The 25,179-nt window shown below is 50.9% G+C and carries 19 protein-coding genes and 2 tRNA genes; 17 read left to right on the forward strand and 4 right to left on the reverse strand.

Annotated elements, in window-relative coordinates:
• The first annotated feature begins 400 nt into the window (after positions 1-400).
• The 13 genes from AB1483_09930 (at position 401) to AB1483_09990 (ending at position 16,530) form a co-directional block, all read left to right on the forward strand.
• Positions 401-1,108, forward strand: coding sequence for an RNA polymerase sigma factor (locus AB1483_09930; protein MEW6412777.1), 708 nt, complete (start codon positions 401-403; stop codon positions 1,106-1,108).
• A 131-nt stretch (positions 1,109-1,239) separates the two neighbouring features.
• On the forward strand, positions 1,240-2,454 hold the full coding sequence (locus AB1483_09935) for an MFS transporter (protein MEW6412778.1): 1,215 nt from the start codon (positions 1,240-1,242) through the stop codon (positions 2,452-2,454).
• Between the two features lie 105 nt (positions 2,455-2,559).
• Positions 2,560-3,885 (forward strand): DNA methyltransferase, encoded by a 1,326-nt coding sequence (locus AB1483_09940; GenBank protein ID MEW6412779.1) that lies wholly within the window; start codon positions 2,560-2,562, stop codon positions 3,883-3,885.
• 22 nt (positions 3,886-3,907) lie between these two features.
• Positions 3,908-4,705 carry an endonuclease gene (locus AB1483_09945; protein ID MEW6412780.1) on the forward strand — a complete coding sequence of 266 codons (798 nt, stop codon included), beginning with the start codon at positions 3,908-3,910 and terminating at the stop codon, positions 4,703-4,705.
• A 290-nt stretch (positions 4,706-4,995) separates the two neighbouring features.
• Positions 4,996-5,700, forward strand: coding sequence for a hypothetical protein (locus tag AB1483_09950; GenBank protein MEW6412781.1), 705 nt, complete (start codon positions 4,996-4,998; stop codon positions 5,698-5,700).
• Between the two features lie 317 nt (positions 5,701-6,017).
• A complete protein-coding gene (locus AB1483_09955; protein MEW6412782.1) occupies positions 6,018-6,959 on the forward strand; it encodes a cytochrome c3 family protein in 942 nt (313 codons plus the stop codon).
• Between the two features lie 13 nt (positions 6,960-6,972).
• Complete coding sequence (locus AB1483_09960) at positions 6,973-8,538, forward strand: hypothetical protein (protein ID MEW6412783.1); 1,566 nt, start codon at positions 6,973-6,975, stop codon at positions 8,536-8,538.
• 40 nt (positions 8,539-8,578) lie between these two features.
• Positions 8,579-9,637, forward strand: a complete 1,059-nt coding sequence (locus AB1483_09965) for a hypothetical protein (GenBank protein ID MEW6412784.1) — start codon at positions 8,579-8,581, stop codon at positions 9,635-9,637.
• Between the two features lie 547 nt (positions 9,638-10,184).
• Complete coding sequence (locus AB1483_09970) at positions 10,185-10,901, forward strand: HIT family protein (GenBank protein MEW6412785.1); 717 nt, start codon at positions 10,185-10,187, stop codon at positions 10,899-10,901.
• An 18-nt stretch (positions 10,902-10,919) separates the two neighbouring features.
• Positions 10,920-12,221 (forward strand): phosphotransferase, encoded by a 1,302-nt coding sequence (locus AB1483_09975; protein MEW6412786.1) that lies wholly within the window; start codon positions 10,920-10,922, stop codon positions 12,219-12,221.
• A gap of 71 nt (positions 12,222-12,292) precedes the next feature.
• Positions 12,293-13,318, forward strand: a complete 1,026-nt coding sequence (locus tag AB1483_09980; protein MEW6412787.1) for a thiamine-phosphate kinase — start codon at positions 12,293-12,295, stop codon at positions 13,316-13,318.
• Positions 13,319-13,384: 66 nt separating this feature from the next.
• A complete protein-coding gene (locus AB1483_09985; protein ID MEW6412788.1) occupies positions 13,385-16,129 on the forward strand; it encodes a TrlF family AAA-like ATPase in 2,745 nt (914 codons plus the stop codon).
• Positions 16,130-16,441: 312 nt separating this feature from the next.
• A tRNA-Leu gene (locus AB1483_09990) sits at positions 16,442-16,530 on the forward strand.
• Positions 16,531-16,786: 256 nt separating this feature from the next.
• Here the strand turns inward: AB1483_09990 and AB1483_09995 are convergent.
• From AB1483_09995 to AB1483_10010, 4 genes are all read right to left on the reverse strand, one after another.
• Entirely contained in the window at positions 16,787-18,217 is a 1,431-nt protein-coding gene (locus AB1483_09995; GenBank protein ID MEW6412789.1) for a trehalose-6-phosphate synthase, read from the reverse strand.
• Positions 18,218-18,335: 118 nt separating this feature from the next.
• Positions 18,336-19,109, reverse strand: coding sequence for a trehalose-phosphatase (gene otsB / locus AB1483_10000; protein ID MEW6412790.1), 774 nt, complete (start codon positions 19,107-19,109; stop codon positions 18,336-18,338).
• Positions 19,110-19,118: 9 nt separating this feature from the next.
• Positions 19,119-20,360 carry a glycosyltransferase gene (locus AB1483_10005; protein ID MEW6412791.1) on the reverse strand — a complete coding sequence of 414 codons (1,242 nt, stop codon included), beginning with the start codon at positions 20,358-20,360 and terminating at the stop codon, positions 19,119-19,121.
• On the reverse strand, positions 20,357-21,013 hold the full coding sequence (locus AB1483_10010; protein ID MEW6412792.1) for a DUF5752 family protein: 657 nt from the start codon (positions 21,011-21,013) through the stop codon (positions 20,357-20,359). The genes AB1483_10005 and AB1483_10010 overlap by 4 nt, the downstream gene beginning before the upstream one ends.
• Positions 21,014-21,243: 230 nt before the next feature.
• Between AB1483_10010 and AB1483_10015 the strand changes: the two genes are divergently transcribed.
• The 4 genes from AB1483_10015 (at position 21,244) to AB1483_10030 (ending at position 25,128) form a co-directional block, all read left to right on the forward strand.
• Positions 21,244-21,316 (forward strand) — tRNA-Thr (locus AB1483_10015).
• A gap of 100 nt (positions 21,317-21,416) precedes the next feature.
• Positions 21,417-22,829, forward strand: coding sequence for a type I glutamate--ammonia ligase (gene glnA, locus AB1483_10020; GenBank protein MEW6412793.1), 1,413 nt, complete (start codon positions 21,417-21,419; stop codon positions 22,827-22,829).
• Between the two features lie 276 nt (positions 22,830-23,105).
• A complete protein-coding gene (locus AB1483_10025; GenBank protein MEW6412794.1) occupies positions 23,106-23,660 on the forward strand; it encodes an Ig-like domain-containing protein in 555 nt (184 codons plus the stop codon).
• A 259-nt stretch (positions 23,661-23,919) separates the two neighbouring features.
• Positions 23,920-25,128, forward strand: a complete 1,209-nt coding sequence (locus AB1483_10030) for a PLP-dependent aminotransferase family protein (protein ID MEW6412795.1) — start codon at positions 23,920-23,922, stop codon at positions 25,126-25,128.
• The last annotated feature ends 51 nt before the right edge of the window (positions 25,129-25,179 follow it).

The following is a 25,179-nucleotide window of genomic DNA, read 5'->3' on the forward strand; positions in this document are numbered from 1 at the left end:
CCTGTAGCAGACCGGGAGAACTTATCTACTAGACAGGCTTTCCGGCCTCGGTCGGGTTAGAGTTTCATCCCGGTCTGTCATAATATCTGACGCAACCAATGACCAAGACAAGATACAAGGTCGGGTTTTTAACGGATGCGTGTCAATGATAGAATCTAAACGATCCGTGCCCGGCGACTTCGAAAACTCAAAAGGGGGTTGGAACAAGCCGGGAGTGAGGATCTGAGCCTTGGGGGCGCAGGGATGTTCAGACCTCCTCCCGTATAAGAACCAACAATACCACACCAGATACATTCTTTGATTAACCGACCGTAAAATTGGATGTCCTCGGGTCGGATTGTGTACCAGAAGCACCTGGACTTGTGACAAGGCGAAACATAAAACCAAAGGAGTTTAGCCAATGAGTCGGGCTCTGGAAAGCAATAATAGGATTACCTCAAGGCGGTCGCTCAAGAGACCAATCAATCATAAACCGGAATTGTCGCCCAAGCTCAGCTTGCATCGTCAGGATGTCGATGAGACCGACACGTATGACGATACTCGCGCGAAGCAACTGGTGAGCCAGATTCAGCAGGGCAATCAGCAGGCGTTTGCCGAGCTGGTGGACAGCTACAGCCGTCAGGTGACGGCGCTGGCTTATAAGATGGTCAGCAATTATGATGAGGCGGCCGATATCGCCCAGATGGTTTTCGTCAAGATGTATCAGAACGTCTGGCGATTCGATGATTCGAAGAAGTTTTACAGCTGGCTTTACCGCATCACCGTGAACGCTTCAATCGATTACATGCGAAAGCACAAACGACACCGTCATGAGCCGCTGGAGGAATTTCACGAATCAGTGGAGACCACGCAGGAGGATCCCGAAGAGTCGTTTCGTCGTCAACAAATTGCGGGCTACCTCATTAGTGCTGCTGATGCTCTCAACGATAAGCAGCGGTCCGTTTTTGTATTAAGGGACCTCGAGGGTTGTGATATTGACGAGGTGGCTTCATCATTGAACGTTTCTGAAGCGACCGTTCGCTGGTATCTGCACCGGGCGCGGGTCAAGATTCGCAAAGAACTACGGCGCGAGTGCCCTCAATTACTTCATTTCCTCGGTATTGTCTGACACCAGACGTACTTTCTTCATTAGGCAGCACCTTTTACAGTTAAACGGCCTGGCCGCGTTTTCCACCGGTGGAACGGCCATTCGCGGATAAACGGATTTCGGCGGGGATTGTGGTTTGTCGGGCTCTTTTTTTGCTGGATAGCCGCGACGAGCGGAATTTTCTTGTCGGTATTTTCCCCGATTTGGATTATCTTTACCGGATTATGTCGCTTGGCATCAAGAAAGTCTCCGTCTTTACCGTCACGCTGTCGGCAATATCCGTTAATATCGGTTTCTATGCATGGCGGGTGATGTTCAACAATTTCGGTGTGGAAGTCTTCGGAGCTTCGCCTACCGAAGTCGGTATCATTCAGGCCGCCAGGGAAATCCCCGGGCTTCTGGCATTCGGCGTGGGTGCCCTCGCCGTTTATTTTACCGAATCAAAGATCGCCGCCATTTCCATTGCCGCTATCGGGCTGGGGCTTCTGCTTTGCGGTGCGGCGCCGACAATAGTCGTGCTGGGACTGGCCACGGTGCTGATGTCCTTTGGATTTCATTATTTCGAACCCATGAATTCATCGCAGTTGCTTGCGCTCACGAATGTCGATGAACTCGGACGGACACAAGGGAAGCTGATGTCGTTCGAGGCCATGGCGGGGCTCGTCGGCGCCGGGCTGGTGTTGCTTCTGACGTTTTTCCTGGATTTCAGAGCGACTTTTTACGTTATCGGCGGCCTGGTGACGGCAACCGGCCTGTATCTGACCGTGGCGCTGCCGTCCAACCGCGGCGAGACTGAGCAGCGAAAGTTGAGAATACAGAAGAAATACTGGCTTTATTACACTCTCTCATTTTTGAGGGGCTGTCGAAGACACATATTCACGACTTTCGCCATATTCCTGCTCGTGAAAAATCACGGCTTGAACATAACCGTGATATCGAGTCTCATGCTGGCCACGGCGGGCGTAACGATATTCACAAATCGATTCCTTGGCAATCTTTCCGACCGGATAGGGGAGAGGGTGGTTCTGGCGGGGTGTTCTTTCGTGCTGGTGTTCATTTTCGCCGGCTACGCCTACGTTACCTTTTTGCCGATTCTCATCGCTTTCTATGTTCTCGATCACGTTCTGTTCGGTTCGTCGATTGCGCTGAAATCCTACCTGAAAAAAATCTCTACCCCCGAAGATCTCACCAACTGCCTGTCGTTTGGCATGACAGCCAATCACGTGACAGCGGTCGTGATTCCTGTGGTGGGCGGTGTGTTGTGGGCGACATTCGGGTATGAGGTGACGTTCATTTCCGGAGCGGTGATCGTTTTCGTCGACATGCTCTTCGCCTTGCGGGTTCCGCGGAACGGACACATCGTGTAGGCGAAGAATGTGATACAATTTTAGTTGCACTGCCGGGTTGTGTGCTTAAATTAGCGTTGATAGGCTGAACTTCAAACAACATGAGAGCTGGGTCTCTTTTGGCGGATGGCCGAGATTAAACGAAAACTGATGGGGAACGGAAGCAATCAGCTACTTGCTGAAGACCGGCCAGTGCATGACTGGTTTAGGTTTGTACTGTCATACCCACCGCATTTGGTAAGAGAGTATTTGGGACGTTTCGATGCCAGGCGGGGGCAGTTCGTTCTGGATCCATTCTGTGGAACCGGCACAACGGTAGTTGAGTGTAAGAAATTGGGTATAGCAAGCATAGGTTTGGAAGTGAATCCAGCCGTGGCCGCATTTGCTCGGACAAAAACCGATTGGGCAATAAATCCGAGAAGTTTGGAGACTCATGCAAGGGGAATTTACGATAAAGCCTTGGAGAAACTTCATAAACATGGGCTCTCAGATAACGGTGAGTTGTTTTCGGCTGCTCAAAATGTGTCGTCCTGCGACGCGGGTCGACTCCGCACCCTTCCCGAAGAAAGCATGGCTCTTCTAATCAAGAATTCTATAAGTCCGCTACCACTTCACAAAGCCATTGTTTTGTTGGAGACCATAGAAGAAAGCAAAGAAGTTACCTATCATCAACACGAAAGACTGGCTTTGGCCAAAACAGTTGTTTATGGCGCAAGCAACCTCCATTTTGGACCGGAAGTGGGGGTAAGCAGGGTGAAAAAGCAAGATGCCGGGGTGATTTCGGCATGGTTAAACAATATTCTTCAAATGTGTCGGGACCTACGAGTTGTAGCGGATTGTGGCCCGACGGAGGCCGCCGTGCGATGCGAGGATTCACGCACTATTGCTCAATCTTTTGACGGTCGCTCTGTTGATACAGTGATCACTTCGCCGCCGTATCCGAATGAAAAGGATTATACTCGGACTACTCGCCTAGAGTCTGTCCTTCTTGGTTACATATCAACAAGGCAGGATCTGCGAGACCTGAAGAAGTCCTTTGTTCGTTCGAATACTCGTGGGGTATTTGCAGGTGATGAGGACGACAAATACATAAGGGGAAACCCCAGAATTGAGAATATCGCGAGGGACATCGAAATCAGAAGAATTGAACTCGGCAAAACATCGGGGTTTGAACGTCTCTACGGGCGTTTAACAAAACTCTATTTTGGGGGCATGGCGAGGCACTTTGCCGAACTTAGAGAAAGGTTGAGCCCCGGGGCGAGGCTCGCTTATGTCGTCGGAGATCAGGCATCCTATTTGAGAGTCATGATTAGAACCGGGCAATTACTTGGTGAAATAGCAGAGTCATTAGGGTATGAAGTAACCGATATTGATCTTTTCAGAACTCGTTTATCCACAACCACCGGTGAGCAGTTGCGTGAAGAGGTCCTGTTGCTTCGGTGGCCCGGTTAGTGTGTTGCGAGGTTATGAGGATATGGGGTCAAAGAGCAAATACAATGAGATTATTGAGCGGATTTTTCTCTCCAAGTTTAGATCTGGAGCCAGCGAAATTAGTTTTGAGCGCTCGGACATAGTAGCGGTTGCCGAAGACTTGGGGATCGAATACCCCAAAAACTTGGGCGATGTAGTATATAGTTTTAGGTACAGATCTAGTTTGCCAGCGAAAGTGAGAGCAAAAGCGCCTAAAGGAATGACCTGGATAATCAGAGCAGCGGGGCGAGGGAGGTACCGTTTTAGCTTAGTGCGCGACATCTCTCTCGATCCCAACGAAAACATTGCTGAGACCAAAATTCCCGATGCTACTCCAGGGATCGTTAGCAAGCATTCTTTGAGTGATGAACAGGCTCTTCTGGCTAAGGTGAGATACAACAGACTTGTTGATGTGTTTACAGGGATCACTTGCTATTCTCTGCAGAGTCATTTGCGAACAACAGTACCCAACATGGGACAGATAGAGACGGACGAAATCTACATTGGCGTAGACAAAAGGGGGGTTCAATACGTCATTCCAGTTCAGGCCAAAGGTGGGAAGGACCGCTTGAGTGTGGTTCAGATAGAGCAGGATTTAGCGATGTGCGAGCACAAGTTCCCTGAACTCGTGTGTCGGCCCGTTGGCGCTCAGTTTATGCGTGAGGAGGTCATTGCTCTATTCGAATTTGAGCTTGGCAACGGAGGGGTTCGTGTGGCTGGCGAGAGGCATTATCGCTTGGTAGAACCTGACCAAGTATCTGATGCCGAACTCCGGGGTTATCGCTCTCGTCTATCGGAATAATATCCTTGAGAGACTGCCATTGAGTCGAGTCAATTGATCTGTCTGTATTGGCGTGGCCTAGAGGCCTGAAAGCAGTACTGTTCAAATTGTGAACACCCGCATCTCTGCTCTTTGTCTGCATCTGAATGTCAAATTTTTACACCGAATAGGTTCTCGGTGGCTCCCCGCTGCTTCGCTGTAACGCATGGCTGCCGTGGCACTTACAAATATGGATTGGTTTTGCCGACAGTTGGCGTGACTTTTGCATCGACAGGGTTGGAAGCAAAGGTTTTTGCGCAACGGAGAATGATATGAAAAGAGTAACTATTCTGGCAGCCCTGGCAATCCTGACGGTCGTGATTGTGCTGATAGGCTGCGAAAAAGAAAAGATTGTTGAGTCGACCGAGTATGTCCACGAAACCGAAACCGAGTATGTATTCGATACCATCGTACGAATCGACACCGTTGTCGATTCAGCTCCGAACCCCGTTCAGGGAGTTGATACTGTCGTTTTAGAGGATACTCTCGTGCTGGTGGATACGGTCACTATCACGGAGACCGACTACATTTACGACACCACGCTCCTGTATGACACGGTGACGATTGATCACAATTACTACGATACGGTCGTGGTAACGGATACCGTGGAGACAGTCCGATGTGATCCGAACGGGTACTTCGCGTTTGCCGCGATGCAGTACTACTGTGATCCTCTCGTGATTCAATTCATCTATCAGGAGTTCGGCTATTCGGATGGATGGATATACTACCTGTCCATGTTCCAGAGCGATATAGCGCAGGTGTCAAGCAATGTGTATGACATCTATGGTTACTGTGACTACTGGACGCCTGACTGGACCGGATACTACCCGCTCGAATATTACTGGCGACTTACCTTCACGGGCGGTGATCCATCAGATGTCGCCAATTGGGACATGGCCGAACCACCGGTTAGCGCCAGTCGTGAGCCTGGCGTCAGACTGATGCCGGCGGACGCCAGAGTCAAGTTGCGTTAGAGACATCACCGGTCTAAACTTGACCTGTTAACACAGGCGCAAAGTTAAGGGGGGGCCATCGGGCCCCCTAATTGTCTGACCGATTCAACAACCCCCTAACAGATTGTCGAAGCTTTTCCATTGAGAGCGACAACACATATTGTGTTCAATAATACTATACTAACTAGTATATGATTGTGGAACTACTGGACCTCCTTGGTCAAAAAATATCACTTTTATCTCTTTTTTTGTTGACTATTAGAGTCGAAAAATTGTTCATGAATTGTCAACATGGTTTATGTTGAGGAAACGTGATTCTTTTGAATCGGGGGTGATGCATGTCTCCTTATGTTTTCAGGGTTTTGAAATTTACCCTGCCGTTATTAGTCGTTTCCTTCTCCGTCATATCGTCATATTCGCAGGTGGGTGGTCAGACGTTGGATGTTGCCGATGAAGACTGTCTTGCCTGCCATGAGGACTTCGATAAAAGCCTGATGCCGACCACACATAGGCTTTCCTCGACCGTAGACAATCCTTCCATGATGATTGCCTGTGTCTCCTGTCACAAAGGAGCGGATATGCATCTGGATGATCCGGGTCGGGGAACGATCGGCAATCCGGCGGTAATGGAGTCTTTCCGGGTCGAAAAGATATGTACGGATTGCCACGATGCGCATCTGCAGGCCTACACGGCCGGGTTCGACCCGCACGCCGGATTGGACCTCTCGTGTACATCGTGTCACACGGTTCACGGAACCAATGAGTATCTGTTGATTGACCCCAGCGGTGGATTCTGCGGAACCTGTCACGTCGCGGTGGTCAACGAATTTCGCAAACGGTCGAATCATCCTCTGACTGGACAGAATATCGGGTGTATTGACTGTCACAGTCTGGTGTCGGCGGGTGAGCCGGACTACGGACACGGCGGTGGCGTCATCTGCACCAACTGTCATCCGCTGCAGAGCGGACCGTATCTGTTCGAACATGAGGCGACCAGTTCTTTCACTCCTGAGGGCAGTGGCTGTGTATCGTGCCATTCACCTCACGGCAGTTCCAATGACCGGTTGCTCAATCAGCCGGATGATCGCCTGTGCCTGCAGTGTCACGGAACTCCCCCCGGGCACCTGACGGCTCACGGCGGTAGCATGGCCGGGTATGCTTGCCTGGACTGTCACAGCGAAATTCACGGGTCATACGATAACCTGTATCTGCTCGATCCGCAGCTTGGCAGTAAACTTGGAAGCGGCCCCGATGACTGCTTCTGCCATTACTATCGATAGGAGGTGGCTCGTTATGAAATACTATAAAGGTGTTTTCACGATTGTAGTCGCTGTCCTGTTAGTGGCAGTCATCGCCAATGCCCAGAGTGACAATTACGGGGGTACGGTCAGGGTCGGCTATCTCTTTCTGGACACGGAGGGAAACCAGAGCTTAAACCAGAATACTTTCAATCTCTACCAGGGGATTGACCTTTCCCTTGAGCAGTTTTCGTATCGGTTCGACAACGGGCTTAATTTCTCGGCGAATATTCGGAATGCGGCGTTTCGCAACCGCAATGTGGCTCTGAGCGCTTCGAAGACGGGAGCGTGGGGGATAGGGTTTACGCACAATGGTTATCGGCGACCGTATGACTTCAATGGTGACTTTGAGACTCATCGTTACCGCTCAAGCGGTCAACTGTGGTGGCGGGCCCGTCCCTGGGTGAAATTCTTCGCCGGGCTGGGAGTCATCAAGAAAAACGGCGAGATGTTGAAGCTGTTTGTGCCGGAGGACGGGATAATCGCCGACAGTGTGGATTACTCGCTCTGGTCATATCACGCCGGTTTGACATTTCAGGAAAATCGGCGGGTCGGTCAGATCGAGTTTCGTCGCACTACGTTCTCCGACGGTGTCGACTATGATAACGATCGCTCCACCATTCGTTTTCGGGCCGATGGCTCTATGCCTTTGCCGAACTATGAGAATCTGACGGTCAACGCCGGCTACCAGTATTATCGCAACGCTTTCGAGAGGCGCGTCGATACCCTTCAGGCCCACACCTTCTGGGGTGGAGTGCGCTTTGTCAACGATGATGGGTACCTGGTCAGATACAGCTTCATTTTCGACCGGGCGAGGCGCACCGGAGATGCTACCGATGCTGATAATATTACCCATGCGGTTTATATCGGAAAAAGCTGGCACCGTCGCGGTGGCGTTACCGCCGGCTACAAATATAGACTTAACGATGATATCTCCGACGAGTTGACCGGCAACGGCTATTCCATAACCGCCTGGTTCATGCCGGTGGATAAGTTGAGTCTTAAGGCCGGGTATGGATCGGAGGAAATGGATGTAGATGAAGGCCGGACTCTGACCGGTACCACTGAGCGAAGCAACGGCTGGGCATCGGCGCGGTATCGCGCCGATTTCGGCTGGCTGCGCGTGAAGGTGCAAAACAGGCAGATGGACAACGAAGATATCGGCAGTTCGACTGACTATATCCGCTTTGCCGGTGATGTTTCGGTTGAGCTTTCCCAATATGGCATGGCGACCGGTTCTTATTCATACGGTAACGGTGAATACAAGAACGCGTCCGGAGTTTTCGAGTTTGATGAACACGTGTTGAACGGTGAACTGACCACGGCGGAATATCGCAATTTCATTTTCGGGTTTGGCGGTATGTATCTTCGCAGTCAGCAGGATCTGGATGTGGAGAGTTTTTCCGTTCGGTTTACCGGTCGGTATCGTCTCGAGAGCGGGCTTGGGCTGGAATTCGAGTATAGCTCGCACAACTTCGATAATCTCGGCGATACTTCGCCCATCTACAACGAATACTACACAGACAATATCGTGCGAGTGGGAATTTCGTACGATTTATAGGCTATAAAAGGTGGCGTTTTGATGATAACAAGGAGGAAAGATGGATAGACTCAAGTACTTAGCGGCCGGCCTGGCGTTGCTTCTGTTGATCGCGGCCGGATGTGATCGGGAGATATCGGGCAATGTCGAGTACGATGATGACTTTGCTAACGCCAGTGAAGACTGTCTGGCATGTCACAGCGGGTATCTCGATCAGGCGCAGGGAGAGTGGGCAAACTCGACTCATGCGTCGGGAAACAACATTGACTATACCAATCGAGGCGGTACTGACTGTACCAAATGCCACAATGAGGAAGGTTACCTGTCTTTCCTGGAGACCGGCACGCTTCCCGATGTGCCTTTTGCGAGTGTGAGCGCTATTGGGTGTTTCACCTGCCACAATCCTCACGAGACGGGCACCCTGGAGCTTCGCCAGACCGAAGCGGTCGCCCTTATAGACGGTGCTGTGTTCGATCATGGCGCTGCCAACCAGTGTGCCGCCTGCCACCAGTCGAGGTTCGCCGGCAGCGCTATTACCGCCGATCAATCGGTGAACAGCAGGTTCGGACCGCATCACAGCAATCAGTCCGATATGATTGACGGAACAGGTGGTTACGAATTCCCCGGCGAAGACTATGAATTCCCGCTGTCGCCGCATGCCAATCAGGTGGATAATGCCTGTGTCGGTTGTCACATGGGCGATCCGCGAACGCACGTTGGTTACCAGTTGGGCGGCCATTCATTTAACATGGCAGTCGAGGGCATAGACGAAACTCTCGTCGGCGTGTGCGCAACGAGCAGTTGTCACGGTGAGGATGTCGAGGAGTTTGATTTCGCGGCTGATGAAGACTACGACGGTGATGGCGATATTGAAGGATACCAGACTGAAATGGACGGTCTGCTTGAGGAATTGGCGATGTTGCTGACTACCCAGGGAGTTCTTGACGACGGCTCGCCGTTCAGTGGCACTATTGCCGATCCGCATTTGGCAGGGGCGCTTTATAATTATGTATACGTTGAGGAGGACCAGTCCAGAGGTATTCACAATTTCAATTATGCCCGCAGCCTTATTGAGGCCTCGATTGACTATGTTTCCGGCTTGCCGGTGCCGATGCTATAGGTCGGTTCAGGCTGGATAAGCGAGATTATCACAAGGCCCCTTCCATTTTGGGAGGGGCTTTTTTTTGGCAAACGCGGCAGCGGGACGCAAGGGCGGGGTTGGACCGGGAAATTATAGTTGCGTATACTCCTGCGCCTGTATACATTACCCGCGCCTGTCAAAATCAACATACCCAATTGCCGGAGTGGTGGAATTGGTAGACACCAGGGACTTAAAAACTGATCGCGACGAAAATGCATCTGATTGGCGTTCAGCGCATTCCATAGCACGGCAATTAGATAGGGTGCGATTGTTTAAGTATTACTTTGGGAGGTTTTTGATTGATTTGGACTGAAAGTGGTCCCAAAATGGTCCCAAGGGTGGCAGCTTTCGTCGCGATTAGTGGTGCACCTTTTCACTCCGTCTGCTGGACGGGTGTCTGAAAGGAGCTATTTTGCTTGCATGGTCTAGTCATCCGAGTATTATTGCTATTTTGTTGGGTGGAGGTGCAGCAATTCGGCTCTTAGTCTGGGCACAGAAGTCGACGCTAGTATGAGAGGAATTACTAATGGATGAACAGAATGTCGCGGTGTCTACCGTGATGCAGGAACGAACCTCTGATGTGGATTGTGAATTCTGTGTTGAATTAGACAGTCCGATAAGATCGCGGTTCGCTAGGGTGTACGGGGAAACGCTCGCCTCTCGCGTTATCTGCGAAACGGAATCTTTTGTGGCTCTTCCCACAATTGGCCAGTTGTTTAAAAGCAGCCTGCTGGTATTGCCTAAGCAGCACGTCGAGACTATTTCGAGTCTTGAAGCTCGTGACCTCAAACATCTCATATCACTTATTGACCGCCTGGCCGGAAAGGTGTCAACCCTGGGATTTCCGATTGTCTTTGAGCATGGAGCCAAGTGTGGTACGGGCCATGGTTGCGGCATATACCACGCGCATGTCCATATCGTCCCGGTGCCATCGCAGGTTGATTGTGGTCGGCTCCTCGGCCGGCATTGCCAAGACACCACTGATTTGATTGACGCCTGGCTCCAGCTTCGTAACGCCGACAACTACCTTGTGGCCCGGGATACTCACGGATCCACAGGTCTCATTGATCTGCGAGACTCCAAAGACAGTGATTTCCCATCGCAGTACATGCGTAGGCGTCTTGCAGAGCTCTACGGCGTGCAGAAGTCATGGGATTGGCGTTCATATCAAACAATTGAACCTTGGCTGATTGAAACGGTCCACAAGCTTCGGGTTGATCGTTCGATTCTGCATTCCAGTTAGAGTTTTGAAGGGGTAGATGTGCCAACTGAGCAGATTCCACAGTTCAGAGACATTGTTGCTGAAATAGTCGACGAAGATCAGTTAAGCTGTATTGAGTGGTCGGCACGCAAATTCCTCAGACACATTGCAACCACCAGACGGTTAGCAGCCAAAGTCTATCCGCACATTCGACGGTACAGCAATCTTCCAATCAATCTCAAACTCGTATCATTAGAGCGGGTTGGCGCTGCACCGGGGTTTAGTGGTGCCACTGTCACAATAGGCTATTTCTATAGAAACCATCCAGATGACCACCCATCGAATCCTATGGTCTTGAAGATATCTCGACCTACCATAAAGAAGGGACGCTTGTTCGACAAGCTCAATGATGAATGGAATCGTGCCATGCAGGTTGCTTCCTACGCGGGACAGGATAAATCCAATTTCGCTTTTCCGATTCATTTGGATAAGGCAAATCAGCGAAGAGAGTACTCCGTGCTCTGGTCGCCGTTTTTCTCGTCTAAAGCCTTCAGATATCGACCACTGTTAGGTTTGCGAGTGAGTAGTTTGGCCAATGTGCTCAGGGGCAAAGAGACATTGGCAAATACATCATTGAGTGAATTCGTGACCACTGCCTTTGACCGTTTAGACGACATGCACTTCCGAATTGGCAGTGGCAGGCTGTGCAGGCGTCGAAACATACTATGCGAATACAAGAGATACTTGCGGGGTTGGAGTAGGGGAGAACGCGAGAAATGGGCAGCAATTTGGGGACCTCATACGGAACAGATGACCAAGCAGTTTGGTAGGAGTTGGACCAATCCCATTTGGCTGATGGATCAACTCCGGTACAAGAGGCCGAGACTAACTCTTGGCGCAGTTCATGGAGACATTCACCCGCTAAACATCATCATACAAAACGATAGATCTCCCGGAGTAATTGACTTCGGCTGGGCAGAGGACGAGTCTCATGTTGCCAAAGACTTCGTCTTGATGGAGTGTAATTTCAGATTCGTCTTTCTGAAGCCTGATATCCCATTCTCGGCAATTCTGAAGTTGTCTCGTGCTATCGGAGGTAACCTCAGATCGGAGCTAAACTCGGGGAGCGCGCAGTGTGATGAGTATTATCAGTTGATTAAGGACTTGCGAGAATTGGCCATCGGACGCTTGGGTGAAGGGTCGGACTTTGACATTGAATATGTCCTTCCTCTCTTCTTGACAGCTTTTGGACTTCTTAGACATCTGGACTCATTTGAAAACCAGGTATCTGCGCATCTGACCGTTCTCGGTCTATCCGACTATTGTCGAAAGAATGTCCTGCCAAAGTTGACTGGTACATAGCCTTAGTACTATAATCATGGAAGGCAAGGAGTGTGAAAGGCAATCGGCTAGAAGATGTTGGAGAATTCCGCTTGCTGCAGGAAGTGGTTCTGCCGCTCAGCAGCGATCGGAAAGGCACAATCACGCTTGGAGACGACTGCGCGTCAGTCCGCCTTGAGCGCGGTCACAGCGAGATCGCTATTACGTCCGATCCGGCTCCCAAGCCCTTAGTGTGGGATCTTGATTCTGAACCGTACCGGACTTGGGGGTGGTATTCGGTCCTAATCAACGTCAGTGACTTGGCGGCGGCCGGGGTCGACCCGATTGCCTTTACAAGTTCGGTAGAGGCCCCTCCAGACTTGCTTGTTGCCGACTTTCAGAGCTTCTTCTGTGGAATCGCGGATGCGTGCAAGAAGATGGGGATAGCGAACGCCGGGGGCAATATCCGGGCAGCCTCGAAATTCGGCTGCCACGGGACCGCAATCGGTGGTGCACAATCGGGAGAGATTCTCCGAAGATCGGGGTGCAAACCAGGCGACGAGATATTCGCCATAGGTTCTTGTGGTCAGTTCATATCTGCTTTTCTACGGGCGAATCAGGTGGGTCTTGCCGATGTTTCCGAAAGCGAAAGAACTGCTTTAGTAAGACCGGCACCAAAGGTGCGTGAGATGAGCACTCTTAGGCGAGCTAGTGTTGTCTCCGCAGCCTCAGACAACTCCGACGGCGTGCTCGGTGCCATATGGAACATATGCGAAAGATCGATCTGTGGGGTCGAGTTAGAGCTGTCCGAGAAGTGCTTGCCGCTGAATGTCAAACAGGCGGCCAGTAGTCACAACCTTGACCCTTGGAATCTGATGTACTTCTGGGGCGATTGGCAAGTAATTGTAACGGTACCGCCGGAAAGAGTGAGTGAGTTGAGGAGATTAGCCGACCAAGAACAGATACCCTATACAAGATTGGGTCGTGCCATCGATGGAGAGCCAAGAATCACTGGCAGGTCCCATCGGCGCTACGGACGATTGAAAATCCTACGTAACGAGAATTTCATCAAGACGTCGTATAACACTGCCAGTAATGATCATGTTGAATATATGCTTCGCACAGACTTGTTTGAGTGATCAATTGCAAAGACGGTCTTCATCATGCGGCTTTCAGACGGAACTGGAGCCTGAATATGCGTGCAATTGGATAACTACGATCGAGGTGGAGTCGACCGGTTCTTTTCTGAGGTTGGGCGTTTTAACGAAGGAATGAAGGTGGTAGGACTTCGATACAAGAGAGTCGATCTGCACATTCATACACCAGCCTCAGGTGATTACAAGGACAAAGGAGCAACCCCAGAGCAGATTGTGGATGCAGCTCTTAAGGCGGATTTGGCGGCGATTGCGGTAACGGACCATCAGACCGGTGATTGGGCCGACGGTCTGAAGTCCGCCGCCGAGAAGACACCGCTGGTAGTCTTCCCTGGTGTCGAGCTTCTGGTTACTGGAGGAGAAGAGGGAGTACATGTCCTTTGTCTCTTCAGTGAAGAAAAAGGCACGGATCACGTCAATCAGTTTCTCAATACTCTCGAAGTCTATGACAAGGAAGGAAAAAAGACTCTATGTACGGAGCTTTCCGTAGGGCAAGTAGCCGATAGGTTGGATGCATATGATGCCTCTGGAATAATGATCCTCGCCCATTGTCATTCAACCAAGGGAGTTCTGGGGGACATCAAGGGAGAAACTCGCAGGGCAATATTCGAGAAACCGAGGCACTGCCTAATAGGTGCAGAAGCATCGGAGGCGAATTTTCGCGATGCAGATAAGAAAAAGAAGAAAACCCGAGTGGTTGACCTTCTGGATGGAAATGATCCCAATTACCACTACCGGCGGCTGGGGGTTGTTCAAAGCTCAGACTCTCATAGCCTCGACACCATTGGCAGTACATGCTCTTTCTTCAAGGTGGAAAGCAATATCACTTTGGAGGACATACGTCAATGTCTTGTAGATAGAGACACGCGCATAAGACAGCCTCACGAGTACGCTGAGATTAGCTATCCCATTGTTCAGAGTTTGGAAGTAACAGGCGGGTTTCTCAGTGATCAGTCATTTGCTTTCAACAATGGGTTGAATAGCATCTTAGGCGCAAAGGGATCGGGTAAATCACTATGCGTGGAGTTCCTGAGGTTTGTGCTTAATCAATCCCCATCAAACCCCGACCTCAAGTTGGATCATGAGCAGAAGCTCGCGAATTGCCTTGAGACCTACGGCAAAGTGAGTGCGATTCTGTGCGACGAGTCTGGCAAGAGGTACAAGGTGGAGCGTGAGCTGAAGCCAAACGAAGGTAGTCTCGTTGTAGTGCGTGACATCGAGGCTGGTAATGAAGTGCATTTCGAAGTGGCCGAAGCCTTTCCGGTGCTATTTCTGAGCCAGAACGAGATAATAAAAATAGCAGAGGACAAATCCGGGCGTGAGCAGCGTCACTTCATAGATCGCTTCTTCGATTTTTACAAGTACGTTCGAAACACCGAAAGAGCCCTATCGGATCTGATCGAAGCTGATCGAAGGTACTCCGAAGCGCTGAGGGCGCACTACAAAGTCAGGTCGGTTGAAGAGCGCAAGAAGTCGGTGCAACAGCAGTTGGGCGTAGCGGAACGTCAGCTTACTAATAAGGCATTCACGGAGTATCAGAAGAAGGAATCCATTGGCCGCGCATTGGTTAATCAGCGGAACTACTTGGAGGGACTAAAGGGCGAAGTTGAAGACTTCATACCTGAGATAGAAGATCTGACTTCGCCAGAAATCGAAGGAGAAGACGCTAATAATGATCCTGGAGTGAAAAGGACGGCAGACGTAGTCAATAGTACGCACACTGCAGTAGTGTCCGGTTTAAAGGATCTCGCTAAGACTGTAGCTGCTGGCGTTGTCAGCATTGTCAAGGAAATCGCAGATTTCGAAAAGACGTTTGCACCAGTAAAACAGGAATATGACAAGCTAGTAAAACAGGCTGGCGGGAATCAAGTGGTGCTAAGCGAGCAGCGAAAGAACATCGTGGCACAGCTTGGAAAACTGGATGCAGAAATTGCACTCCTCAAGGGGAAGGCCTCGCTACTGCGCACAATCACTGAGAGAAGAAGGCAAATCGTCTCACGCCTGGAGGAAAACAGAAAGGCATACTTCGAGGCCAGAAAGACTAGATGTGACTATTTTAACAGCAGTTCAGGCGGCCTGCTGAATGTCGAGATGTCAGAACAAGCCGATACAAGTATATTCGCGGAGAATCTGCTGCGCTTCAAGAAGGGTAGTTGGCTCCGAGATGAGGAAATGCAGGCAATCGCATCCAAGGTGGCCCCGAGGGATTTAATCAGATCCATCTTGGCATATGAATGGAAGGGGCGAAAGACAACCGATGAAGCCAGATGCATAAGTGAGCCATCGAATGTTGAACAAGAAAAGATACTGAAGCTCTTCAATCACTTATTGGACAGCTATAGCTACGAGGATATTCTCGCGCTTCAGCACAAGTCTACACCTGACGACAAGCCATCCATCAGCTACAGAGTTGGCTCCGAGTACAAGCCGTTGGCAGAGCTCTCCACGGGGCAGAAAGCAGTTGCTCTGCTTCTGATGGCCCTAAGCGATGGCAAGTTCCCAATCGTGATCGATCAGCCGGAAGATTCTCTGGACCTCCGTTCAATTTGGGAAGACGTATGTTACAAGGTCAGAAACACGAAGGAACGCAGGCAGTTCATTTTCACTACTCACAATTCTTCTGTAGCTGTAGCCTCGGACTCGGATAGTTTCTGCATCATGGAAGCCGATGCTTCATCGGGCCGAGTGCTTCTTACTGGATCCATGAACCAGCCTGATATCCGGGATCAAGTCATTAAGTACCTCGAAGGTGGTCCTTCCACGTACGATCACAAACGAAAGAAGTACAACTTGTGATATGCGCGATGTCATTGCCCATTTAGGCAATTGACCACATTCCCAATCCTCCTACACTGAACGGGCGGCAGCACATTCGCTACTCATCCAGCATCAATCCCAATGCAGTAGGGGGATCAAATTTCACAGAATCTGTATGAAACGCAGGAGCGGTGGGCTGTACGCCCGCCTGACTAGCGAGTTGCGGGGCAAACGAACCGTGTTAACTACGCCTTGGAATCGCAAGCCCTTAATAGAAAACAAGGAAAGCTAAGCTAAATCTTTCTTGCGTCCTTATCAAAAGTTGTGTAACTTCTTGCCGCGTTACCAATTGCCGGAGTGGTGGAATTGGTAGACACCAGGGACTTAAAATCCCTTGCTCCGTAAGGGGCGTGCCGGTTCGAGTCCGGCCTCCGGCACCAACATCGTTGGTTTTAACCAGACCCCGCGTTCAGCATCTACCGCAAGGACAACGTAAAGCCGACAAGTCGGTTCGAGTCCGGCCTCCGGCACCAACATCGTTGAATTTATCCAGACCCACTTTTAGCAGCGACCACGAGGGGAGTATGAAGCCGACAAGTCGGTTCGAGTCCGGCTTCCGGTACCAGCGTCGCTGGATTTGTCCGCGCTCAGCCGACAGAAGCTCCAATTCCATCTTATCTGGAGAAGAAATCTTTGTTAAGGCTCAAATAAAGTGGTGTTCGAACCCAGAAACCACGAAATCCAGCGTTGAACATCATTGCGTCGCACCTCGGAGCGAAGGGTCCGCATGCGCCTCTGACGGTCCTGCTGATCCATAATATATGCGGCATAGATAGCATCTGCGGTTCCCTCGAGGTCGAACGGGTTGACCATCAGGGCCCCTTTTGCCAATTGTTCTGCGGCGCCGGCGAATTCGGATAAGATCAACACACCATTGTTTTCCACCGAACTGGCGCAGTATTCTTTGGCCACCAGATTCATACCGTCGCGAAGAGGAGTAATCAGAGCAATTTCGCAGGCACGGTAGTAGCCCAGAAGCTGTGTGCGATCCAGCTCGCGGAACATGTAGTGGATGGGAACCCAGCCATGTTCGGAGAACTCCCCGTTGATTCGTCCGGCAAGGGTGTCGAGGTATTCTTTCAAGTCGCGATATTCAGGAACCTTTGTTCGGCTCGGCACGACTATCTGGACGAGCGATACGTTCTGGCGGAGCTCGGGATATTTCTCCAAAGCGCGCTCAAAAGCGAGGAATCTCTCTGGAATACCTTTGGTGTAATCCAACCGGTCGAGCCCGAGAACGAGCTTGCGGCCGGGCAGATTTTCATGGACGAACCAGGCGGACTCGGCAACATCTTTCGAGCGGGCATGATCGTTGAATTCGTTGAAATCGATACTTATGGGATACGTGCCCAGCCTGATAGTGCGGCCGTGAAGTTTGATCTCGGTCTGGTAGCGGTAGCCCTTGACCGATGCCTCCGGTACGAGGGCCCTGACACAGTGGACGAAATTGCGGCGATCGTGAGTTGTCTGAAAACCGAGGTGATCGTATTTGAGAAGCGACTGGATAATTTCCGTCCGCCAGGGTATTCGCCTGAACAGATCGTGCGATGGAAAGGGGATGTGCAAAAAGAAATTCAGTTCGGTGATTACCTTTCGCTCACGAAGATAATGCCCTACGAGCATAAGCTGATAATCGTGAATCCAGACAAAATGTTCCGGGGCCACGTGCTGCGATATCTCGTCGGCAAATCTCTCGTTGACGGTGTTGTAGACCTCCCAGTTTTCGGCATCGAACGTGGCATAACCGATCAGGTCGTGAAACAGGGGCCAGATGGTTTGATTGGAAAATCCCCGGTAGTACTTTTCAATTTCTTCATCGCTGATTCTAACCGCTTTGAGAGTATATCCCTGCTCGCTGCTGTGTTGTTCGAGTAGAGGTTCCACCGGAGCTTCCGGCCGGCAGCCCGGCCAGCCCATCCAGAGGCCGTGATTGGCCCGCATCAGTGGCGCCAAAGCCGTTATCAGGCCGCCGGAACTGGCGTTGACCAGCCACTGGTCTTCGTGTCGGTCGACAATGATGGGCAGACGGTTGGAAACAACGAATAATTTCTTTTCCGGTTTCTGCAAAAGAACCTCCAGGACTAAAGTGACCCTGCGATTATCGTGGATTACCGGCGAGGAGCTTTAATTCATGCCTCACCTATAATACGGAATTTTTCGGGGGAAAGCAAACACGCGGGAGATTTTACGGCCAGCGTTGAAAGAAGTCACTCAGTTCCGATGGAGGCTGAAGCCAAAGATCCGCTGCGGTGTCGCGAAGTTGTGGCCGTACGAGGACGCTGAGGCCGCGCCCCTTGAGAGCGCCAAAAGCGTCTTCATCAGTAAAATCATCGCCCAGGTAAGCGGCCGGGATGTTTCCATCAGTCTGCTCCAAAAGGGTTTTTACAGGTGTTGACTTGTTCGTTCCCGCGACGCGGATTTCGACGCCGCCATCGAAATTGTGAATTTCCAGACCCGAATTCTCTATCTCACCCTGCCAGCGATTCAGAACCTTGTCTCTGATTTCGTTGACCAGATTCTCGGGCCGGCCGCGCCAGTGAAAGGCGGCGCCCGATGGCTTGAATTCCGCTATATCTATCAGACCATTTTGACTGATCCACGGATACAATTCGCCCAGCCTCTCATTGACAGCGTCTTCGAGAGGCATAACCGAGTGCTCGCCATCGCGCGTCAGACGCTCCAGACCGTGACAGCCCCATAACTCCGGAAGGCGGTCGAATTCCAACAGTCCCTTGAGACTTTCAATCGATCGTCCACTGATAATGACAACCCTCGTTTTGTCGCTTTCGAAGAGTCTTTCCATGGCAGGTATCAGCTCATGGTAGGGATAAGCGCTTTCGCGGTCAGTCGTAAACGGAGAGAGGGTGCCGTCGTAGTCCAGCATCAAGAGCGGCTTCTCGGCTGTACAAAGACGTTCGAAGAATGAGTCGAGACTGAATTTGTCATTCAAGAGTTTCATCGTGTTTTATTATACTCTGATGAGCGTATTCTCCAAACCTACCTTGAAGCCCAGCATGAGAGTGAGATACTCGCGAAGGTGCCGCGTCAAAAGGAAGTTGTCCCGGACGAATTGTCTGGCGGTGGCTCCAATCTTTTCCATTCGCTCCGGTTGTCTGAGCAATTCACGGATGCGCAACGCGGCGCCTTCCGGCGAATCCACGGTGTATCCGGTGTAATGATTGTGCACCTGAAGTCGGATACCGCCCACATTGCCGCCGATGACCGGTTTGCTTTTCCACATGGCCTCGGTCACGGTAAGCCCGAACCCTTCCTGCAGGGACTTCTGTATTACGATTGTCGATGCCCGTTGCAAAGCATTAATCGTTCTATGAGCATCGCTGGGAAGTTGCAAAACGAATATTTTATCGTTGCCGGTGGCGAAGTCCATGACTTCCTGATAGACGGCGTCGCCCTCGGGGTCATCTGTGGCGCCTCCGCCGGCCAGCACAAGCTGCGCCTCCACTGCCCCGTCGAGCAGATTGAACGCCTCGATGACACCGACCGGATCCTTGAAGCGATCGAAACGGGATATCTGCGTGAGAATCGGTAAATCCTGAGAGATCGCGAATTCCTTCAGGGTTCGATCAACCTCCGCTTGGGCCAGTTCGCGATTCTTTTCGCTCAACGGGTCTATACTCGGGGCAATTATGAACTGTGGGTGAGGGAGACTCTGAGCGAAAATAGGCATCGAAAAAATGCTCGCGTCGAAACTGTCAACTTTCGTCTTGAGGTAATTCCAGACTTTGCGATAGGGATGGCTGACATCGACGTGACATCTCCATATCCACTTGCCCTTTCGCTGCGGCATCAAGTCAAGTAGATGGGCCGGCTGGGGATCGTGGATGAATACAAAATCGGCCTTTTCGAGTATTGGCCGGAGTCTGTCAGCGTTGGAGGCGACCGTCTCTTCATACGTACGTATCATTGACGGCGTGAGGGTCACGCGATTCCCCTGCAGACCATTGTGGAAGGCCTTGGTCACGTTGAAATAATCCTCGTGGCCATCGATAACTTCCCATGACGCATGAATTCCCAGATCGTTCATGAGGGGGATCAGCCAGTGCAGTATCTCCGCTACTCCGCCACCGGCCTTGGTGGAATTAACATGAACCACGGAGGCGCCGGCAAGACTGTTGGCCAGTTGCCTCAACTGCGACACCGCCACTTTGCCCGCGACCTCTTCGTATGCATCGAGCGACCGTCCGTTCATGCATCCACCTTTGAAGTGATTGATTCAACAGTGTCTATCAGAGTCTTTTTCAACTCGGGCAAGGTCAGGTAGTAGAAGTCGATACTTTTGAGGGCTCCTATAAGTTCTTCACATCCTTTGCCAAAACCAAGACACCAGGCTGTGAAATCGTCGACACGGCTCTCGGTACGTCGTCTGGCCTCGATGAAGTGATAATAGATGGAGCTGTAACTAATACTCGGAAGTATTTCGACAAGCTCAGCCGGGTTTGTCAGCACGACGCCGCTGCTGAAAACAACCGTTGCGGCGCGCATGAAGATGAAATCGTCCCCTTTGGGTACCGATGGTATGTATGGCAGTTCGCTCAGGCGGTCATCGATAATTTCCACGACTGTCTCGCGGAGGAGTTGAAAGGATTTGAATTTGTAGGGATTAAGAATCCCCAGGCGTTCGGCCAATACACGGTCACGCAGAAACCGGGCAGACCAGACGGCAAAGTCGTTACGGAACTCCGGATCATCGAAGGAAGGTCGAATGAGGGTTTCGCTGAAGTGATGAAACAGGCAATCTTCGGGACATATCGCGATTCTTTCGCGCAATTCGCGCAGGTTTACGGCCGTATCGACTCCGCCCATTCTTGTAATCAGTGTGCAGTCTTTGACTTCAAAGGGCATATTAGTTTTTTCGGTGGGTAAGCTCATATCTTTAGAAAAAGCCCTGCTATCGGGCAAATCACCCTGTATTCGCTGCATTATTAAGCTTAAGCCGGTCAATTCAACCTGTTAAGCTCTATTATTACAACAAGCTTAAGGTAATTACGTTTCAATTTCTTTGGATTTTTTCCATTGCGGGAATTTAGATTTTTGCTTTTATTCCGAACGCTTTCGACATCAACACAATTTCGGCCACCGTAGCTCAGCTGGTAGAGCAGCTGATTCGTAATCAGCAGGTCAGCGGTTCGATCCCGCTCGGTGGCTCTTTTTTTGTATTCAATGCAGTCGCCGGATTTTCTTGCGCAATCGCCAAAAAAGGTTAAATTATGGCGCATTTTAACCATAAACGGCCTATGAGGAAATCATGAAACTGGAACGTCTGCAGAAATTAGCTAAAGATAACAAAATTGAATTCATCGACCTCAAGTTTATCGACCTGCCCGGTTTGTGGCACCACATCACTATCCCGGTATCGGCACTGAGCGAAACTCTGTTCAAAACGGGGGTGGGCGTGGATGGATCCTCACTGCCGGGCTACTCATCCATCGAGCGCGGCGATATGCTTGCCCTTCCCGTGGCCGAGACGGCCTTCATCGACCCGTTTTATGAAAGACCAACTCTTTCGTTCATGTGTGATATCATGGACTCGCGCGATAAGGTCGAGCCGTACTCGCGCAACCCACGTCGTGTAGCCGAAGACGCCGAAACATATCTGAATAAAGTGAAACCGGGTATTCGGGCTATAATCGGGCCGGAATTCGAATTTTACCTGTTCAGCAAGGTTAACTTTTATCAGGGACCGGATCAGGCCTTTTATTACCTCGACTCCGAAGAGGCCGAGTGGAACGCGGCGCAGGATGAGGAGAGCCTCGGCTTTAAGATACCGTATAAGAAGGGGTATCATGCCGCTCCGCCGATGGACCGTAGTTTCAATTTGCGTTCCGAGATGTCATCATTGCTGTCGAAGGTGGGGATTGAATTGAAATACCACCACCACGAGGTTGGCTCGGCCGGTCAGCACGAAATTGAAATAAAATTCGCACCGCTTCTGAAAATGGCCGACCAGAGCATGCTGGTCAAATATTTTATTAAGAATCATGCTTTCCGCAACAAGATGTCGGCGACCTTTATGCCCAAACCTCTGTTCAACGAACCGGGGTCCGGGCTTCACGTCCATCAGTACCTGGCCGACAGCAAAGGCTCGATCTTTTACGATGCCAAAGGTCCCGCGCGTTTCTCCAAGATTGGACTGTATTACATGGGCGGAATCCTCAAGCACGTTGACTCCCTGCTGGCCTTTACCAACCCCTCGACCAACTCCTTCAAGCGGCTCGTGCCGGGATTCGAGGCGCCTGTGGCCGGTACTTATTCGGTCGGCAACCGAACGGCGTGTATACGCATACCGGGGTACCAGCGCGATCCCAAAACAATGCGGTTCGAGTTCCGCCCTCCCGATGGTACCATGAATCCGTATCTCTCATATTCGGCTATGCTGATGGCTGGGATCGACGGTATCAAAAACAAGATTGACCCGGGTCTGCCGCTGGACAAGAATCTGGACACTTTGCCCGAAGACGAGCTGGCGAAAATTCACCTTCTGCCGACCTCGCTCAACAAGGCGCTGAATGCCCTCGAGGCCGACAATGAGTATTTGCTTGCTTCGGGCGTCTTTACCGAAGATTTGCTCCAAAGTTGGATCAAAATCAAACGGAATGAGGTCACGCAGATTCGTATCAGACCCACGCCATACGAATTCCAAATGTACTATGACATTTAGCCGGGATTCGGTCAGCGCGTCGGTGACGGGCTGACCCTAAGGGTCTGTAGTACAGTGGTTTGCGTCTATTGCGGGGATTGCCTCAACGAAGCCGAGCATCGCAAAAATTCCTGCCAACAAAATACAGGGGCGATTACGTATTATTTTGGATAGGTCGAAGTACTCGCTTTCGACCTCATTTTCAAGAAAAGGCTTTCGGAGCACCTCTCGCGCTGGTTGGGCAGCGCCTATGGAGATAGTAGTAATTATTACTGGCACATTTCGAGAGGAGCTCGCATGAAATCATCGTTCAAGTCTCTTACCGCAATAATCGCCTTATTACCTCTTTTCAGCTTTTTTGCCTGCTATGACGAACAGCAAGTTATCGATCCGGTCGTTGCAGAGTATGGTCTGGAGACGCCTTCTATTGACAATGTATATCCGGCCAATGGTGAAAGTAATGTTAACCGCCACGGAGCGTTGGGGATTAAGTTCAATCGCCCCATGGACACAGCCTCGGTGAACAGGAGTATGCGTGTCGTGGGAGCTTCAGGGATTCAAACCTGCATGGATTCGCTTATGCAGCGAAACGACTCAACCGGTGGCGGCCAGATGGGCAACCCGCCCGATGATCACACGATGGACTGGATCGACAGTGTCAGTTATACCGGTGCAATGCACTGGAATGCCACATCGGATAGTTGTGTATTTCACGCGGATTCCGCATTTCTTCCGAATACGGAACACATGATCATCCTTACCGGGGAGATTCGGGCGCATGATGGCACCGCGATGGATATGAGCGGGTATGACGCCGGTTGCTACATGTCGTTCTTCACAACGGGTCCCTGATTTATTGTCATGGCGCGAGTGGGTGTGCGCGATCGGCGGCGGTGTCGCAGAGATAGAATCTCAGGATCAATGATATCAGATAGATCTGTCTATGTACCTCGTTTTGTTTTGTCCTATGACATACGAGGGCAGGTGATTCCTTTTTCCGTTGTGTTTTCCAGCCCCGATTACTATAATCCGTGTGGACAAAAAGCACTTTTTTCGGAAATAGAGTCGTAAGTAAAAGTTTTACAATAACCAGAGAAAGGATGACAGAGCAATGCTCGTCGGACAAAACAACAAGACACAGGTCGAGCAGTGGAAAATAGCGCCGCACGTCGTAAGGCTGGAGTCTTCGATTATTCGTGAAATTCTCAAGATCTCGTCCCAACCGGGCGTGATTTCGTTTGCCGGCGGTCTTCCTGCTCCTGAGCTGTTTCCGCTTGAGGACCTCAGGCAGGCTATGGACGAGGTTGTACGCAAGCATGGAGCTCCTGCGTTTCAGTATACGCTGTCGCGCGGTATCCCGCAGCTTCGGGAACTTCTCGCCCGGCGCGCGGCTGAACGCGGCACAGTGTGCGAGGTGGACAACATTCTCATAACCGCCGGTGCGCAACAGGCGATTGAGTTGGTGGCGAGAGCTTTTGTCGACAGAGGCGATTATATCATTACTGAGTATCCAACCTATGTTGGCGCTTTGCAGGCATTCAATTACTATCAGGCCCGCTATGCAACGGTTGATATGGATAACGAGGGAATGATTATAGAGCAGGCCGAAGAAAAGATCATAAAATACAAGCCGAAACTCATCTATACCGTGTCGAATTTCCAGAATCCGACCGGTATTACGATGTCTCTGGAACGTCGCAAAAAACTCATTGATCTGGCCATGCGCTACAATATTCCGATAGTCGATGATAATCCTTATGGTGATATTCGTTTTACCGGCGAGCGTGTTCCGACACTCAAGTCGCTGGGCGGCGACCAGGTGATAGCGCTGAGGTCGTTCTCGAAAATAGTCGCCCCCGGACTCAGGCTCGGGTGGATGAATGGCGCCAAGGCCATAATGGGACACTTCGAGAAAGTCAAACAATGTACCGACCTGCACACTAACACACTTTGTCAATATCTCATATATGAGTTTATCGCGGCCGGCAAATTGGAGCCGCACATAAAGAAAATAGTGGCTGACTATCGTGCCAAGCGCGACGTGATGCTCAAAACGATGAAAGAAACCTTCCCGCATGGTGTCAGATGGACTGAGCCTGAGGGCGGCCTCTTCCTGTGGGTAGAACTACCCGAACACGTATCAGCCAAGGACCTCCTGCCCAAGGCTGTGGAGCAGAAGGTTGCATATGTTTATGGTTCGCCGTTTTTCCCGGATGGCGGCGGTCAGAACACCATGAGACTGAACTTCTCTAACGCCACGCTCGAGGGAATCGTGGAAGGTATCACGCGGCTGGGAAAATTACTCAAAGAGAATATGTAGCAGAGACCTGTTGTTCTCAGCAAATACAAAAAGCCCGCAACGCGGGCTTTT

The sequence above is a fragment of the Candidatus Zixiibacteriota bacterium genome (genome assembly GCA_040756055.1).
In the GTDB taxonomy this organism is placed as follows: domain Bacteria; phylum Zixibacteria; class MSB-5A5; order GN15; family FEB-12.